The sequence below is a fragment of the Rhizobium sp. NPDC090279 genome, from assembly GCF_044769665.1.
Classification (GTDB): Bacteria; Pseudomonadota; Alphaproteobacteria; order Rhizobiales; family Rhizobiaceae; genus Rhizobium.
This window is the reverse complement of the sequence record NZ_JBIVYI010000009.1, coordinates 336,237-351,667: the sequence shown is the minus strand read 5'-3', so window position 1 is coordinate 351,667 and position 15,431 is coordinate 336,237. Positions and strand designations below refer to the sequence as shown.

Here is a 15,431-nt window from a genome sequence, read left to right as displayed (position 1 = left end):
CCGATAAAACACACGCCACTTCAAAACCAATGCAGTGGCAAATTCAAGACCTACATCCTACCACAAGCCAAAATGAAGGCAGTTCCTCAATGAAAACCGATATCAAGCTGGTCGACTATCTCGCGGTGCGCCGATCGATTCCCGCGTTCCAAATGTCGGAACCGGGGCCGGGCAAGGCTGAGATCGAGGAGATTCTCCGGTTGGCCTCGCGCGTACCGGATCATGGCAAGCTCGCGCCCTGGCGCTTCATCGTTTATCGCGGCGAAGAGCGCGCGCGTATCGGTGAAGAGCTGCTGAAGCTCGCGCTGCAAGCCAAGCCTGACCTTTCGGAGGAAATGATCCAGGTCGAGCGTACCCGCTTCACCCGCGCACCGGTCGTCGTTGCCGTGGTCAGCAAGGCGGCGCCGCATTTCAAGATTCCGGAATGGGAGCAGCTGATGTCGGCCGGCGCGGTTTGCCTGAACCTGCTGATGGCCGCCAATGCCCATGGCTGGGTTTCCAACTGGCTGACCGAGTGGTTCGCCTATGATGAACGCGCCTATCCTCTGCTCGGCGTCCAGCCGGGCGAAAAGGTTGCCGGCTTCGTCCATATGGGCTCGACAAGCTTCCCGCCCGTCGAACGCCCGCGTCCGGAGCTGTCGGAAACGGTGACCTGGGTCGGCGGGGACGCGTGATGTTCTATACGACGGATACCAATCGTCACGGCCTGGCGCACGATCCCTTCAAGGCCATCGTCGCGCCACGGCCGATCGGCTGGATCGGAAGCAAGGGCAGGGACGGGTCGCTGAACCTGTCCCCCTATTCCTTCTTCAATGCAGTCAGCGATCGGCCGAAGCTGGTGATGTTCTCCTCGGCCGGGCGCAAGGACAGTGTGCGTAATGTCGAGGAAACAGGCGTCTTCACCGCCAACCTCGTCAGCCGCAACATCGTTGAAAAGATGAACCATTCTTCGATTGCCGTCCCCTATGGGGTCAACGAATTCGCGCTCGCCGGACTGACGGCAAAACCTGGTGAGTTGGTCGACGCGCCCTACGTCGGCGAGGCTTTTGCCGTCCTCGAATGCAAGGTGACTGAAATTCTGCAGCCCAAGGGTCTCGATGGCGAGGCGTCCGAAAATATCATGGTGATCGGCCAGGTCGTCGGCATCCATATCGATGAGGCGATCATTCACGACGGAAAGCTGGATATGGCGCTTGCGCGCCCCGTCGCACGCATGGGCTACATGGATTATAGCGAGGGCAGCGATGTTTTCGAGATGATCAGGCCAAAGGCGCCATGACGGGCGCCAGCCATGCAGATATGCGAAAGGTTAATAGCTAAGGTAAACGTCCCGTAAACCTTTCCCCGATAGCGTGAAGCATATGAATTTGCGGGGCAAGAATCGCCCTGTCGATATCGGGGCGTTACGTGATCATAGAAGCATTCCTTCGCTGGGCTGAAACCGCCAAGGCAGAAAGCAGGGCGAGGGCAGCCAACGCACTCGGCAGGGCCTATCTGCAATCGGAGATGCCGAAGGAAGAGCGCGACGCTGCCGAGCTGGCGATGACCTATCTGCTCGACGATCCGTCTCCACGCGTGCGGCTGGCGCTTGCCGAAGCTGTTGCCCATTCGGCCAGCGCACCGCGCAACGTCATTCTGTCCCTTGCCGAAGATCAACCCGAAATCGCCGGGCAGATCATCCTGTTTTCGCCCGTGTTTACCGACGCCGATCTTGTTGATCTCGCCTTGCACGGCAGCGACGTGGCGCGTGTTCTGATCGCCTCGCGCGGACAAGTGCCGCGTGGAGCCTGCGCAGCACTTGCGGAGATCGGCGGAGAGACCGAAATCCTGTGCCTGCTCGAGAACGACGGCGCCTTGCTTTCGCAGGCTTCGCTGAGGCGCATTGCGGAGCGCCTGGGCGATTGCGCCGACATACGCGGACTGCTTCTTTCCCGAGACATGCTGTCTTCGGATATCAGGCACATGCTGATGCGTCAGGTCAGTGACGCACTTTCGGAATCGGCGCTCGTCCAGACCGTCATCGGCAATACAAGGCTGCAACAGGTCACGCGTGAGGCGACCGAATGTGCGACCGTCACGATCGCGGGAACGGCGCAGCATGAACAATTGCCCGATCTGGTCGAGCACCTGAGGCAAAGCGGTTGGCTGACGTCGGCTTTCCTGATGCATGCGCTATGCTCCGGCAAAGTCGATTTCTTCGCCTGCGCGATTACCAACCTTTCCGGCTGCGATGAACGGCGGGTGCGCTCGATCATCTCCAGGGGCCGCGTCTATGCCATCCGGGCACTCTACGAAAGCGCTGGCCTCTCCCGGGATATCAGCACGATCTTCGTCGAGGCGACGGTGATCTGGCGTGATGCCTCCCGCCAGAATGGTGCCGCCATGCTGGAAAACGTTTCTTCGCGTCTGATGCGCAAGTTCCGCCTTGCGGAGCCACCCGCTGCCGCGACACAACTCCTCGATATGGTGGAGAAGCTTGCCAATGCCGAACGGCGGCAGGCCGCGCGCAGCTTTGCGGCACTGGCGACGCTCGCCGCTGCGTGATATCGAGCAGGCGTTCTATTTTCCGAGGTACATCTTGTCGTTGACGATCGCTATTGAATCCCCGCGTCAGGAAGGCGTCATCCGCCTTCTCGACATGTCGAGCGCCTATGCGGAATCGCTCTACCCGCCTGAGAGCAACCACATCCTTGATCTGTCTTCGCTGGAGAAGACGGGAGTGACTTTCTGGGTTGCCAGGGCAGAGGGCGCGATCGTCGGATGCTGCGCGCTGGTGGCGGCCGGTGATGGCACCGCGGAGATCAAGCGAATGTTCGTTGATCCGGCGGCAAGAGGCCGCAGCGTCGCCCGCAGATTGATGGAGACGCTGGAAGCGACGGCGCTCGACAGAAGCCTTTCAGCCATCCGGTTGGAAACCGGCATCTATCAGCCGGAAGCCATCGGCCTCTACCGGAAATTCGGCTATGTCGAAATCCCTGCCTTCGGCAGCTACCAGCCGGACCCGCTCAGCCTGTTCATGGAAAAACGGCTGACACAGGCCAGCTAAGGGATCAGCGCTCGGCAGCGTCGCGGACGTGCAGCTGCAGTTCCGGTTCCTGCGTTTGCTGCTCTTCCGTTAGTTCCGCCTCCCGAATCCATTCGCGCCAGATGGCAACGATGATCGCCATCAGGACCGGGCCGATGAAGAGGCCAAGGAAGCCCATGGTCTTCACGCCGCCGACCAGGCCGAAGAAGGTTGGCAGGAAGGGCAGCTTGATCGGGCCGCCGACAAGTTTCGGGCGAAGCGTCTTGTCGACGATGAAAAGTTCGATCGTACCCCACAGGAAGAGGGCGATGCCGGCCCAAAGCGAGCCGCTGGCGACGAGATAGATCGAGACGAGCGACATCGAAAGCGGCGCGCCGCCCGGTACCAGAGCCATGACGCCCGTGAGAACGCCGAGCGTGATCGCGGAGGGAGCGCCAGCAATCCAATAGGCGACACCGAGGACGATACCTTCGCCGATGGCGATCAGCGTCATGCCCATGACGGTCGAGCTGATCGTCGCCGGCACGACCCGGGAAATGCGTTCCCAGCGGTTCGGAAGGATACGCTCGCCGAGCATGTCGACCTGACGAACGAACGTTGCTCCGTCGCGATAGATGAAGAACAGCGCGATCAGCATGAACAGCAGCGTCAACACGACATGGAACGCGCTGCCGCCGGCCGCAAGGACGGCTCTGTAGATGTTGCCGATATGTGCACCGCTTACGAGTTGCGCCAGTTCACCGAGCGAACCAGGGCTGCCGATATATTGTGTCCACTGATCGCCAAGCCACGAGCCGACCAGGGGCAAAGCCAGAATCCATTGCGGCGGCGGCGCACCGTCACGGTTGACGTGTACGGCCCAGCCGAACCACTCGCGCACTTCGCCGGCCATGTAGATGGCCGACAGAACGATCGGCAGGACGAGGAAGGTGACGATGAATACAAGGGCAATCGTGGCCGCGAGTGTCGTATTTCCGCCAGTGCGGCGCACAAGCTCGCTATAAAGCGGCCAGGTGGCGAAACCGATCACCGCAGCAGCCAGAACCGGAACGAGAAAACCGTAGAAGAAATAGATGCCGGCAATGGCAATCAGGATCAGCAGCCAACGCGCCGCGGAAATAGATGGAATGAGCGGCATGCGCGCATGCGCGCTCGGCCCAAGCCACCGATGCTCCTTCGGCTTATGACGTTCAAATACACCCACCGGACTTACTTCGCCCCTCTTTACTAGACCTCCCGGTTATGGGGTATGATCTAGGCTCTTTCAAGAGCAACGCCCTGAAAGGCTCTTTATTCCGCTGCCGTGACAATAGCACGACTGCGGTACAAATAAGAACAAGCTTTCAGAAGGGGCGGCGGATCACCTTGAACGCAAAAAACTGCGTCTTCTGCATCGGGTTGAAATTGTTGTCGGCAACCAGGATCAACAGATCCGTGCCATCCTTTGCCTTGCCGAAGGAAATGCCTTCGATGTTATCAGGCGCAAGGCCGAGCGCGCGCAGATCCATGATCTGCGTCTTGCGCACCGGCACGATCCGCTGATCGGTCTTTGCGAGCGACGGGATATTGGCGACGTCGGTGGCGCCATCGAGATCGAACATGCTGATGACGACCGAATTGCCTATGCCTTGCGCAAAGCCGCGTTCGATCGACAGGAGATGGCGGTCATCGAGCGCCATGATCTCGGACAGGCCGAAGTCATTCCAGCCGCTTGCCATGGGCGGCGCCTGCGGAATGGGCGAAATCGGATAGACATATTGCGCCTTTTGCACGCCGTTCGTCGCATCATAGCGGATGAGGCGTGCAAGCGCGCCGTTTGTCAGCGTCGTGATCGGTCCATCCTGATAGAGAGCCGATTCCGTGCCGACCAGAACGTCACCGCCGCTGAGGAACGTAATGCCTTCGAATGCAAGATTGTCGCGGATGCCTGCGCTCTTGTCCGTGGTGGGAGCAAAGTCGTCGGGCAATGAGAATTCGCGAAGGAAGCTGCCGTCGCGATTGGCGACGCGCACGAAGGGCGGCAGCACCGCCTTGCCATCGCCCTCGCTGGTCCAGTAGATGCCGTCCTTGCCCAGACGGATGGACTCGCCGTCGACCTTCTTGACCGCGAAAGGCTGGCCATCCTTGTCCTTCAGCGTGACATGATCGACAACCGTGACACCCTTCAGGCCGCTGGCATCGACATCGATGTCGAGATCATAGAATCGGGCCGGCGCCTTTTCGGAGCGGTCATCGCTGATGGCGATATAGCGGCCGGTCGACGGGTCGAAATCGATGCCCGAGAGGCCGCCGACTTCCACGCCGTTTTCCGTGAAGCCCGTGGGGATATCGTAATTGCCGAGATAGGAAAGGCTGATGCCGGCCTTGCAGTCGCCGAAGGGGCAGGGCACGTCAATCGTCGTCCCGATATCCAGCGCATAGGCGGCATGGCCAAAGAAAAGAACGGCAGCAGTCGTCAGAAATGGCTTCAACATGGCGAAATCGTCAATCCGAACGGTGAAATGGTGGCATTAAGGGCAATGCCACCATCTACACATTCATCCATGACGCCTTCGTAACGGATATCCGACAATCCGGTAAAATATCGCGAGTCTTGTCGACTGCGACAATCGGCGGTTGGTTTGTCGTCAGATATCCAGATCCTCCGCGAAAGCAGCCCGTTCCTGAATGAAACGGAATCGGGCTTCGGCCTTGGTGCCCATCAGATTGTCGACGGCATCGCGGGTTCCCTCGAAATCAACCTCGTCGATCTCGACGCGCAGCAGGGTACGCTTGGAGGGGTCCATCGTCGTTTCCTTGAGCTGGGCCGGCAGCATTTCGCCCAGACCTTTGAAACGGCTGATCTCGACCTTGGCTTTGCCCTTGAATTCCGTCGCCATCAGCTCGAGCCTATGAGCATCATCGCGGGCATAAATGGATTTCGACCCCTGCGTGATCTTGTAGAGCGGTGGAACGGCCAGGAACAGGTGGCCACCACGGACCAGTTCGGGCATCTCCTGATAGAAGAAGGTGATGAGCAGCGAGGCGATGTGGGCGCCGTCGACGTCAGCATCGGTCATCACGACGATTCGCTGATAGCGGAGGTCCTCCTCGCGATATTTCGATCGCGTGCCGCAGCCGAGGGCCTGTACGAGGTCGGTAATCTGCTGGTTGGCGGAAAGCTTCTCGCGGCCGGCGCTCGCGACGTTAAGGATCTTGCCGCGCAACGGCAGGATCGCCTGATTGGTGCGGTTTCGCGCCTGCTTGGCCGAGCCACCTGCCGAATCGCCCTCGACGAGGAAAAGTTCCGCGCCGGCCGCAGAGCTTTGCGAGCAATCCGCCAGCTTGCCGGGGAGGCGCAGCTTGCGAACGGCGGTCTTGCGGTTGACTTCCTTTTCCTTGCGGCGGCGCATGCGCTCTTCCGAGCGCTCGATCACCCACTCCAGCAGCTTTTCGGCCTCAGCCGGATTGTCGGTAAGATAGTGATCGAAGGGATCGCGCAGGGCGTTTTCAACGAGGCGCTGGGCTTCGACCGTCGCCAGCCTGTCCTTCGTCTGACCGACGAATTCCGGCTCGCGGATGAAGATCGACAGCATGCCGACGCCCGATATCATCACGTCGTCCGTGCTGATATTGGCCGCGCGCTTGTTCTGGGTGAGGTCGGCGTAGTTCTTCAGGCCCTTGGTGAGCGCGATACGGAAACCGGCCTCGTGCGTGCCGCCCTCCGGCGTCGGGATCGTATTGCAGTAGGAGTGGATCTGCGGATCGCCGCCATACCAGGTGATCGCCCATTCGAGCGAGCCGTGGCCGCTTTCCTTCTCAGACTTGCCAGCAAAGATTTCGCGGGTAACGGTGAACTCGTTACCCATCGTCGCCTTGAGGTAGTCCTTCAAACCGCCGGGGAAATGGAAAACTGCCTTTTCGGGAACATCGGCACCTTCGGGCGCCAGTTCCGGATCGCAGCTCCAGCGGATCTCGACGCCACCGAACAGATAGGCCTTGGAACGGGCCATGCGGAAAACGCGCGCCGGCTCGAAGCGGGCATGGTCACCGAAGATCTGCGGGTCGGGATGGAAGCGGACGCGCGTGCCGCGCCGGTTATGCACATCGCCCAGCTCTTCAAGTCCACCGACCGGCAAGCCGCGCGAAAATCGCTGACGATAGAGCTTGCGGTTGCGGGCAACCTCGACCTCCAGATCATCCGACAGCGCATTGACGACGGAAACGCCGACGCCGTGCAGACCGCCCGACGTCTCGTAAGCCTTGCCGTCGAATTTGCCGCCGGCATGCAGCTTGGTCATGATGACTTCGAGCGTCGATTTGCCGGGCACCTGCGGATGGTTTTCCACAGGAATGCCGCGCCCGTTATCCGTGACGGTCAGGTAGCCCTGCCGATCGAGATAGACCTCGATGAAATTGGCGTGGCCGGCCACGGCTTCGTCCATGGCATTGTCGATGACCTCGGCGAAAAGGTGGTGTAACGCCTTCTCGTCCGTACCGCCGATATACATGCCGGGACGCATGCGAACCGGCTCGAGGCCTTCCAGAACGCGGATAGAGCTTGCGCCATATTCCTCGGCGGAAGATGTCGCCGGCGCCGCGCGCTGTGCCGGTGCAGGTTTTTCAACCTTCACGTCAGGCTTTTCCGCCGCCTCCGGCTTCGGGGAACGGGGTAGTCCGGAGAAGAGATCGTTGCTGTTATCCATAGAATTTCAAGCTGCTCAGATTTGCTCTGGTGGGGCCAGACCCCTTTATTATCGCATTTGTCGCCGGTATTCGCGAATCATCGTGATTCTGCCAGAAACGGCGCACAAGAGCGATGGCGCCCCACGACGGGGCGGATTTATCAAAGATGATTTGCGTTGCCGGGTGACGAATGGCAAGCCCGATAGCCGATCAGAGGAAGTGTCCGCATGCGAATGTCCACAGCTCATTTGCCCATCCTGTCCGCAATCTCGGGCATTTTGCTTCTGGCGGCCACCCAAGGGGCGGCGGCCGAGATGCTGAAGCCCTTCAAGGACGAGCTGTTTTCCAACCAGGCGGTCATCGAGAGCCACGACAACGGCGCTTTCCAGACGATCGATTATCAGGAAATGCGTGACATTAACGGCCGCGACCAGATTCCGGAGAAGCGCGTCAAGCCGGCCTATGTCGATACCGGCGTGCGCTGGAAGGCGCAGGAAGACGAAACTCTCCAGCTCGGCGACCGCAAGGTGGATGTCACCCGCATCGGCCCCGCCTCCAAGCAGGCCTTTACCGTCATCTTCATTCATGGCCGAGGCGGCGATCGCAGGCTCGGCTCCAACGACTATACGTTCGGCGGCAATTTCAACCGGCTGAAGAACCTCGCCTACCGCAACGGCGGCACCTACTATGCGCCGAGCGTAAAGGGTTTCGATAGCAATGGCGTCGCCGATATAGCGGCACTGATCCGCTATTCCTACGAGCAGTCGGGCGGCAAGCCCGTCATCCTGACCTGCGCTTCGATGGGCAGCTTCATTTGCTGGGGAATCACCCGCGATGCCGAAAGCGTCAAGCGCCTGACGGGCATGGCGATCCTGAGCGGCGTCACCGATCCCGATTTCACGAAGAGCGCCTTCTACAAGGCAAAGCTGCCACTCTGGTTCACCCATGGCAGCAAGGACCCGGTCTACGCCGCCACGGATCAGCAGGCCATGTTCGAGAAACTTTACAAGGCGCATTATCCGACGCGTTTCACGCTTTTCGAAACCGGAAATCATGGAACGCCGGTACGTATGACCGATTGGCGCAAGGTCCTCAACTGGATCGTCGATCCACAGGCCTCCTGAAACATTTTGCGCAATTTCGCTTATTTTCCGGATAAGCGTTTTTTCAAACGATTTGAACGGGTTTCAGCGGCATTCGATAACTTTCCTTTGCTCCTCCTTTTTGTTAGTCCGATGGATGAAATAGGGGGAGAAATCGGAATGACGAAGACCATACGGCCACTTCTGGCCGGAAACTGGAAGATGAACGGCACGCGCGCAAGCCTCGACCAGATCAAGGCGATCGCGGATGGCGTCAAGGCGCCGTTGTCGGAGAAAATCGATACGCTGCTCTGCCCCCCGGCCACCTTGCTCTATGTCGCAACAGCGCTTTGCGACGACAGCCCCCTTGCCATCGGCGCCCAGGATTGCCACCAACAGGTCAGCGGCGCGCATACCGGCGATATTTCGGCCGAGATGATCGCCGACTGCTTCGGCACCCATGTCATCGTCGGTCATTCCGAGCGCCGCCGGAATCACGCGGAAAGCGATATGCTGGTGCGCGCCAAGGCGCAGGCTGCGCATGATGCGGGGCTGATCGCCATCATCTGCATCGGCGAAACCGCCTATGAACGCAACAGCGGCCAGACGCTCGACGTGTTGAAGCGGGAGCTGATCGGCTCGGTCCCGGATGGCTCGACGGCGGCGACGACCGTGATTGCCTATGAGCCGGTATGGGCGATCGGCACCGGCGTTGTCCCGACCAGCGAAAACGTCGAGGAGGCTCATGCCTTCATGCGTGCCGAGCTTATCGAGCGCTTCGGCAAGGAAGGCGCGAACATGCGAATCCTTTACGGCGGATCGGTCAGCGGCGCCAATGCGCGCGATCTTCTGGATATTCCGCATGTCAACGGCGTACTTGTCGGCGGGCAGAGCTTGAAAGCTACCGACTTCCTTGCCATTTATGCCGCATTCGAACGGCAGTTCGCCTGAAGCAACAACTTGCCCGGAGTTCCAGTCTTAAAAGGGCTTGGAATAGGCGAGAGCCTCATGTAAAGAGCCGCGAGCTTTTATTTTTGATGCCCGCACCGGGCAGGACTGGATCTATGCAAACCGTACTGCTTGTCATCTATCTCATGGTTGTCGTCGCCCTTATCGGCGTAGTGCTGATTCAGCGCTCCGAAGGTGGCGGTCTCGGCATCGGCGGCGGATCGGGCTTCATGTCTGCACGTGGCACGGCCAATGCGCTGACGCGCACGACGGCCATCCTGGCCGCGCTCTTCTTTGCGCTGGCGCTCGGCATGAACGTGCTGTCGCGCTTCGAGGCTCGCCCGACCGACATTCTGAACCGTATTCCGAGCACGGCCGGCCAGGGCAACGGCATTCTTGATTCGCTCGGCGGCCAGAACGGCGCAGCACCTGCGACCACGCAGCCGAAGCCCGCCGACAACAGTGGTGTTCCGAACAGCGGTGCCGTTGCTCCGCAGTCGCAGGCGACAACGCCTGCCGCAACGAACCAGGCGGCGCCCGCAACCACCAACCAGCCAGCCGCTGCAGCACCTGCACAGCAGGCTCCCGCCGCGGCCGGTCAGCAGACCGCGCCGGCGACGACCACTCCTGCGCCAGCCGATAACGGCGGCGTTCCGACCGGTAAGTAATTCCGGTCGCCGAAGATCATCCCCGGCAGGTCCTCGGATCTGCCGGTTTTGTTTTGTCGATATTCCGCGTTCTGTAGCCAAAATTCCGGAAACGAATTTTAGGGCTAGCGGAATCATTTGTGAAAAGGTATCCGGTGACTCCCATGGCGCGATATGTATTCATCACTGGCGGCGTGGTTTCTTCCCTCGGAAAAGGAATTGCGGCCGCGGCTCTCGGAGCGTTGTTGCAGGCTCGTGGTTATCGAGTCCGCCTGCGCAAACTCGACCCCTATCTGAACGTGGACCCGGGCACCATGAGCCCGACCCAGCACGGCGAGGTCTTCGTCACCGACGACGGTGCGGAAACCGACCTCGATCTCGGCCATTACGAGCGCTTCACCGGCCGCTCGGCCACCAAGACCGACAACATTACCACCGGTCGCATCTACAAGAACATCATCGACAAGGAACGCCGCGGCGACTATCTCGGCGCCACCGTTCAGGTCATTCCGCACGTCACCAACGAGATCAAGGATTTCGTCACCGAAGGCAATGACGACTATGATTTCGTCATTTGCGAGATCGGTGGCACGGTCGGCGACATCGAAGCCATGCCCTTCATGGAAGCGATCCGCCAGCTCGGCAACGATCTGCCGCGCGGCACTGCGGTCTACGTTCATCTGACGCTGATGCCCTATATTCCAGCCGCCGGCGAGCTGAAGACCAAGCCCACACAGCACTCCGTCAAGGAGTTGCAGGCACTCGGCATTCATCCGGATATCCTGCTCGTGCGTGCCGACCGGGAAATCCCCGAAGCCGAACGACGCAAGCTTTCGCTGTTCTGCAACGTTCGGGAATCGGCCGTCATTCAGGCGCTCGACGTTGCGAACATCTATGACGTGCCGATGGCCTACCACAAGGAAGGCCTCGACAACGAAGTTCTCGCCGCCTTCGGCATCGAGCCGGCTCCGAAGCCGCGTCTCGAACAGTGGGAAGAGGTCTGCAATCGCATCCGCACGCCGGAAGGCGAGGTCACGATCGCCATCGTCGGCAAGTATACCGGCCTCAAGGATGCCTATAAGTCGCTGATCGAAGCGCTGCATCACGGCGGCATCGCCAACCGGGTCAAGGTCAAGCTCGAATGGATCGAGTCCGAAGTCTTCGAAAAGGAAGACCCGGCGCCGTATCTCGAGAAGGTTCATGGCATTCTCGTGCCCGGCGGCTTTGGCGAGCGCGGTTCTGAAGGCAAGATTCTGGCGGCCCGTTTCGCGCGCGAGCGCAAGGTGCCGTATTTCGGCATCTGCTTCGGCATGCAGATGGCCGTCATCGAAGCCGCCCGCAATCTGGCCGGCGTCGAACATGCCTCGTCGACCGAATTCGGACCGACCAAGGAGCCTGTCGTCGGCCTGATGACCGAATGGCTGAAGGGCAACGAGCTGCAGAAGCGCACGGCTTCCGGCGATCTCGGCGGCACCATGCGTCTCGGCGCCTATAAGGCGGCGCTGAAGAAGGGCACGAAGATTTCGGAGATTTATGGCTCGACGGACATTTCGGAGCGCCATCGCCACCGCTACGAGGTCAATGTCGACTACAAGGACAGACTGGAAGACTGCGGTCTGATCTTCTCCGGCATGTCACCAGACGGCATTCTGCCGGAAACGGTCGAATATTCCGATCACCCGTGGTTCATCGGCGTCCAGTATCACCCGGAACTGAAGTCCCGGCCGCTGGAACCGCATCCGTTGTTCTCGAGCTTCATCGAAGCGGCAACGGAACAGAGCCGGCTGGTTTGAGGGCTGCAAATCGCTTGCGGTAGTCGCTCGGGCTGACCGCAAGTCTCTCCCGAAAATGATGGCGCATGGTGGCGAGCGATCTAAATCCGCTGGCTACCGCCACGTCGTCAAGCGAAATGGCGGTCTGCTTCTCCAGCAGATCGCGCGCACGCCGCAACCGCTCGCTCAACAGCCATTCGCCCGGCGCCATACCGGTGGTTGCCTCGAAACGGCGCTGGAAGGTCCGCACGCTCATGCCGGCCCGCGCCGCGAGCACGGCAATGGGTTGCTCTTCCTGCAGGCGCTCGCGCATCCATTCAAGCAGGGGACCCAAGCGGGCACCCTCGCGTTGTCTCAGCACCGGGCTCTCGATATATTGCGCCTGGCCGCCTTCGCGATGCGGCGGCACCACCAGGCGACGGGCAACGCTGTTGGCGATATCGGGTCCGAAATCCCGTCGCACGACATGCAGGCAGAGATCGATGGCGGCGGCACTGCCAGCGGCGGTCAGTACGCTGTCTTCATCGACATAGAGAACGTCGGCATCGAGTGATATATCCGGATAGCGGGCGGCGATGGAATCGACATAGCGCCAGTGCGTCGTGGCTTTGCGGCCCGCGAGCAATCCCGCGGCGGCAAGAACCGCTACGCCCGAGCACAATGACATGATACGGACGCCGCGGCGGCTGGCCGCTTGCAGCTCGGCAACCAGCGCAGCGGGAACTGGCGTCCCGATCCCACGCCAGCCGGGCACGACGATCAGATCGGCATCGGCGATGACTTCCAACCCGTGGTCGACCTGCACCGTCAACCCGCCGGCGGCGCGCAGCGGACCATCCTCGATCGCACAGGCGGAAAAGCGGTACCAATCCTCTCCCATCTCCGGACGCGGCAGGCCGAAGATTTCATAGGCAACGCCGAATTCGAAGGTGCAAAGCCCGTCATAGACGAGGGTGACGACATGTTGGCCGAGAAGATTGGGATTATCTGAATTTGGCATGATTTTGACGATATATGGCATTTCGGCCAATTTCAACGACGAGATCGCTCAGGCATGAATGCACTGAACCAAGAAGGAGCGGCCCATGTCCCTAGTCAGTGAAATTCCAGCTGCAGCCCCGAATCTCGTCGCGGAGCACTATGCCCGGAAGCTCGCCTTCGAGACCGATTGCTCCGACGTATATCTGGCCATGACATCGGGCAATGTCGATTTCGTCCTGCTCGACGTTCGTGGCCCGGCGCTGTTCCGGGAACAGCATATTCCAGGGGCGATCAATCTGCCGCACGGCAAGATGACTGCGCGAAAGATGGCGGAATGGCCTGAAGACACGCTGTTCGTTGTCTATTGCGCCGGGCCGCATTGCAACGGCACCGACAAGGCTGCGTGGCGCCTCGGCACGCTCGGCAAGCGCGTGAAGGTGATGATCGGCGGCGTGACCGGCTGGGTCGACGAGGGCAATCCTTTCGAAAGAGGCTGAAGGCAAAGGCAGACCCGTCAAATGCCGGGTTTGCCCATTTTTGCAACACTGCGAAAAACTTCGGCACCTACGTCATTTGACGGTCGCGTCGCTTCCGTTTCCGTGACACTGTGCGAGTAAGCATAACGGGAACAAAAGTATGATCCTCAATCCATTTGACGATGGCGTGGAAAGGCCGAGAGCCAAGATCGCGCTCACCTTCGCACTGCTGATCGCTTTCAATATTGTCGCATGGATCTGGGCCTGGGTCGCCTTCGCCGACAGGCCGTCGCTGCTGGGCATCGCGTTTCTCGCCTACATGTTCGGGCTTCGCCATGCGTTCGACGCCGATCATATCGCCGCGATCGACAATGTTGTGCGCAAGCTCATTCAGGAGAAGAAACAGCCCTATGCCGTCGGCTTCTTCTTCTCTCTCGGCCATTCCTCGATCGTCGTCATCGCCTCGATCCTGATTGCCGCGACCGCAGCAGCGATGCAGAGCCAGCTCGATTCCTTCCACGATGTCGGCGGCGTCATCGGCACGACGGTCTCGGCGGTGTTCCTGTTGCTGATCGGCATTGCCAATCTTTTCGTCCTCAGGGGCGTATGGTCGGCTTTCAGGCGGGCGCAGAGAGGCGAGAGGATCGCGGAGGAGGATCTCGATACGCTTCTTGCCGGCGGCGGCTTTCTGGCGCGCATCTTCCGCCCGATGTTCAAGGTCGTGACCCGCTCCTGGCATATGTACCCGATCGGCTTCCTGTTCGGTCTCGGCTTCGACACGGCAACGGAAATCGGGCTCCTCGGCATTTCCGCCGCTCAAGCCGCGCAAGGCATGTCCTTCTGGACGATCCTGGTTTTTCCGGCGCTCTTCACCGCCGGCATGTCGCTGATGGATACGCTCGACAGCACGCTGATGACGGGCGCCTATGGCTGGGCCTTCGTCAAGCCGGTGCGCAAGCTCTGGTACAATCTGACGATCACCGCAGCCTCCGTCGTCGTCGCCATCTTCATCGGCGGGATCGAGGCGCTGGGGTTGATCGCCGACAAGCTTGGCCTCGAAGGGAGCTTCTGGCGCTTCATCGGCGAACTCAATGACAATCTTGCCAATTTCGGTTTCGCCGTCGTCGGCATTTTCCTGCTGAGTTGGCTGATTTCGACCGTGCTCTACAAGACCCGAGGCTACGATAACTTGCAGATCAACCGCTCATGACGCATCATCGCCCCCAGGGATCGAGCATGCCGTGACTGGAAATCGCCGTACGCGGCTCCAGTTATATGCGATGAGGGGCCACAATCATGATCCACACACGCAATATTCGCAGCCTGGCGCTGGGGGCAGGTGCCCTGTGCATCATCGGCGCCGGCGCGGCTTCGGCGCAAGCCGTCACGAATTGCCCGTTGCAGCCCGCTGTCAGCACCGAGCGCCAGACGCTGAATTGCGAAGCCGGGCTTAGCATCACCGTCGAGCGCGGCGCGCACTACCGGCTTGCTGACCGGAACCATGATGGCCGGGTGGATGCGCTTGTGCTCGATAGCAAGGCAGCGCTGGTTGATGTGAATAGCACTCGCGTTCAGGGTGGATTCGAAGTGGTGACTCCCCAGGCAATCGCCGCCGTCCGCGGCACGCGATGGGCAGTCGACGTGAAACGAGGCAACACATCCGTGCTTGTCTTGCGCGGCCGGGTCGCGGTCAACAAGGTGTCGACCGGGCAGGGGGTGACGCTTGGTCAGGGCCAAGGCGTCGATGCCGACCGGAGCGGCGCCGCATTGCGTGTCACCCAATGGGGACAGCGGCGCATCAACGCATTGATGGCTCGCCTCGGCCAGTGAGATCC

Annotated in this window: 15 protein-coding genes; 11 read left to right on the top strand and 4 right to left on the bottom strand. The window is 60.4% G+C overall.

Annotated features, from left to right (window positions below; translation table 11 throughout):
• Nucleotides 1–89: 89 nt before the first annotated feature.
• From ACIQWP_RS23700 to ACIQWP_RS23685, 4 genes are all read left to right on the top strand, one after another.
• Complete coding sequence (locus ACIQWP_RS23700) at nucleotides 90–674, top strand: nitroreductase (protein ID WP_402792885.1); 585 nt, start codon at nucleotides 90–92, stop codon at nucleotides 672–674.
• The gene (locus ACIQWP_RS23695; RefSeq protein WP_402792883.1) at nucleotides 674–1,279 is read left to right on the top strand and encodes a flavin reductase family protein; all 606 of its coding nucleotides are present in this window, start codon (nucleotides 674–676) and stop codon (nucleotides 1,277–1,279) included. Before ACIQWP_RS23700 ends, ACIQWP_RS23695 begins: the two co-directional genes overlap by 1 nt.
• A 113-nt stretch (nucleotides 1,280–1,392) precedes the next feature.
• Complete coding sequence (locus ACIQWP_RS23690) at nucleotides 1,393–2,544, top strand: DUF2336 domain-containing protein (RefSeq protein ID WP_402792959.1); 1,152 nt, start codon at nucleotides 1,393–1,395, stop codon at nucleotides 2,542–2,544.
• Nucleotides 2,545–2,578: 34 nt separating this feature from the next.
• The gene (locus ACIQWP_RS23685; protein WP_402792881.1) at nucleotides 2,579–3,046 is read left to right on the top strand and encodes a GNAT family N-acetyltransferase; all 468 of its coding nucleotides are present in this window, start codon (nucleotides 2,579–2,581) and stop codon (nucleotides 3,044–3,046) included.
• Between the two features lie 4 nt (nucleotides 3,047–3,050).
• Here the strand turns inward: ACIQWP_RS23685 and ACIQWP_RS23680 are convergent, their stop codons facing one another.
• The 3 genes from ACIQWP_RS23680 to parE form a co-directional block, all read right to left on the bottom strand.
• Nucleotides 3,051–4,229, bottom strand: a complete 1,179-nt coding sequence (locus ACIQWP_RS23680; protein WP_402792879.1) for an AI-2E family transporter — start codon at nucleotides 4,227–4,229, stop codon at nucleotides 3,051–3,053.
• 139 nt (nucleotides 4,230–4,368) lie between these two features.
• Nucleotides 4,369–5,499, bottom strand: coding sequence for an esterase-like activity of phytase family protein (locus ACIQWP_RS23675; protein WP_402792877.1), 1,131 nt, complete (start codon nucleotides 5,497–5,499; stop codon nucleotides 4,369–4,371).
• A gap of 153 nt (nucleotides 5,500–5,652) precedes the next feature.
• Nucleotides 5,653–7,710 (bottom strand): DNA topoisomerase IV subunit B, encoded by a 2,058-nt coding sequence (gene parE, locus ACIQWP_RS23670; protein ID WP_402792875.1) that lies wholly within the window; start codon nucleotides 7,708–7,710, stop codon nucleotides 5,653–5,655.
• 207 nt (nucleotides 7,711–7,917) lie between these two features.
• On the opposite strand from parE, the gene ACIQWP_RS23665 reads away from it, so the two are divergent.
• The 4 genes from ACIQWP_RS23665 to ACIQWP_RS23650 all read left to right on the top strand — a co-directional run bounded on the left by ACIQWP_RS23665 (nucleotide 7,918) and on the right by ACIQWP_RS23650 (nucleotide 12,160).
• Entirely contained in the window at nucleotides 7,918–8,814 is an 897-nt protein-coding gene (locus ACIQWP_RS23665) for an alpha/beta hydrolase (RefSeq protein WP_402792873.1), read from the top strand.
• 138 nt (nucleotides 8,815–8,952) lie between these two features.
• Entirely contained in the window at nucleotides 8,953–9,723 is a 771-nt protein-coding gene (gene tpiA / locus ACIQWP_RS23660) for a triose-phosphate isomerase (RefSeq protein WP_402792871.1), read from the top strand.
• A gap of 113 nt (nucleotides 9,724–9,836) precedes the next feature.
• A complete protein-coding gene (secG, locus tag ACIQWP_RS23655) occupies nucleotides 9,837–10,388 on the top strand; it encodes a preprotein translocase subunit SecG (protein ID WP_402792869.1) in 552 nt (183 codons plus the stop codon).
• A 143-nt stretch (nucleotides 10,389–10,531) separates the two neighbouring features.
• Entirely contained in the window at nucleotides 10,532–12,160 is a 1,629-nt protein-coding gene (locus ACIQWP_RS23650) for a CTP synthase (protein ID WP_402792868.1), read from the top strand.
• Here ACIQWP_RS23650 and ftrA read toward each other — a convergent pair.
• On the bottom strand, nucleotides 12,123–13,139 hold the full coding sequence (gene ftrA / locus ACIQWP_RS23645) for a transcriptional regulator FtrA (RefSeq protein WP_402792867.1): 1,017 nt from the start codon (nucleotides 13,137–13,139) through the stop codon (nucleotides 12,123–12,125). The two genes, ACIQWP_RS23650 and ftrA, sit on opposite strands and share 38 nt — an antisense overlap.
• 85 nt (nucleotides 13,140–13,224) lie before the next feature.
• On the opposite strand from ftrA, the gene ACIQWP_RS23640 reads away from it, so the two are divergent.
• The 3 genes from ACIQWP_RS23640 to ACIQWP_RS23630 all read left to right on the top strand — a co-directional run bounded on the left by ACIQWP_RS23640 (nucleotide 13,225) and on the right by ACIQWP_RS23630 (nucleotide 15,426).
• Nucleotides 13,225–13,617, top strand: coding sequence for a rhodanese-like domain-containing protein (locus ACIQWP_RS23640; protein WP_402792865.1), 393 nt, complete (start codon nucleotides 13,225–13,227; stop codon nucleotides 13,615–13,617).
• A 139-nt stretch (nucleotides 13,618–13,756) separates the two neighbouring features.
• Nucleotides 13,757–14,806 carry a HoxN/HupN/NixA family nickel/cobalt transporter gene (locus tag ACIQWP_RS23635; protein WP_402792863.1) on the top strand — a complete coding sequence of 350 codons (1,050 nt, stop codon included), beginning with the start codon at nucleotides 13,757–13,759 and terminating at the stop codon, nucleotides 14,804–14,806.
• Nucleotides 14,807–14,892: 86 nt separating this feature from the next.
• Complete coding sequence (locus ACIQWP_RS23630; protein ID WP_402792861.1) at nucleotides 14,893–15,426, top strand: FecR domain-containing protein; 534 nt, start codon at nucleotides 14,893–14,895, stop codon at nucleotides 15,424–15,426.
• The last annotated feature ends 5 nt before the right edge of the window (nucleotides 15,427–15,431 follow it).

Coding starts and splice junctions, on each gene's coding strand:
- ACIQWP_RS23700 (WP_402792885.1), top strand. CDS start 90: ATGAAAACCGATATCAAGCTGGTCGACTATCTCGCGGTGCGCCGATCG.
- ACIQWP_RS23695 (WP_402792883.1), top strand. CDS start 674: ATGTTCTATACGACGGATACCAATCGTCACGGCCTGGCGCACGATCCC.
- ACIQWP_RS23675 (WP_402792877.1), bottom strand. CDS start 5,499: ATGTTGAAGCCATTTCTGACGACTGCTGCCGTTCTTTTCTTTGGCCAT.
- parE (WP_402792875.1), bottom strand. CDS start 7,710: ATGGATAACAGCAACGATCTCTTCTCCGGACTACCCCGTTCCCCGAAG.
- ACIQWP_RS23665 (WP_402792873.1), top strand. CDS start 7,918: ATGCGAATGTCCACAGCTCATTTGCCCATCCTGTCCGCAATCTCGGGC.
- tpiA (WP_402792871.1), top strand. CDS start 8,953: ATGACGAAGACCATACGGCCACTTCTGGCCGGAAACTGGAAGATGAAC.
- secG (WP_402792869.1), top strand. CDS start 9,837: ATGCAAACCGTACTGCTTGTCATCTATCTCATGGTTGTCGTCGCCCTT.
- ACIQWP_RS23650 (WP_402792868.1), top strand. CDS start 10,532: ATGGCGCGATATGTATTCATCACTGGCGGCGTGGTTTCTTCCCTCGGA.
- ftrA (WP_402792867.1), bottom strand. CDS start 13,139: ATGCCAAATTCAGATAATCCCAATCTTCTCGGCCAACATGTCGTCACC.
- ACIQWP_RS23640 (WP_402792865.1), top strand. CDS start 13,225: ATGTCCCTAGTCAGTGAAATTCCAGCTGCAGCCCCGAATCTCGTCGCG.
- ACIQWP_RS23635 (WP_402792863.1), top strand. CDS start 13,757: ATGATCCTCAATCCATTTGACGATGGCGTGGAAAGGCCGAGAGCCAAG.
- ACIQWP_RS23630 (WP_402792861.1), top strand. CDS start 14,893: ATGATCCACACACGCAATATTCGCAGCCTGGCGCTGGGGGCAGGTGCC.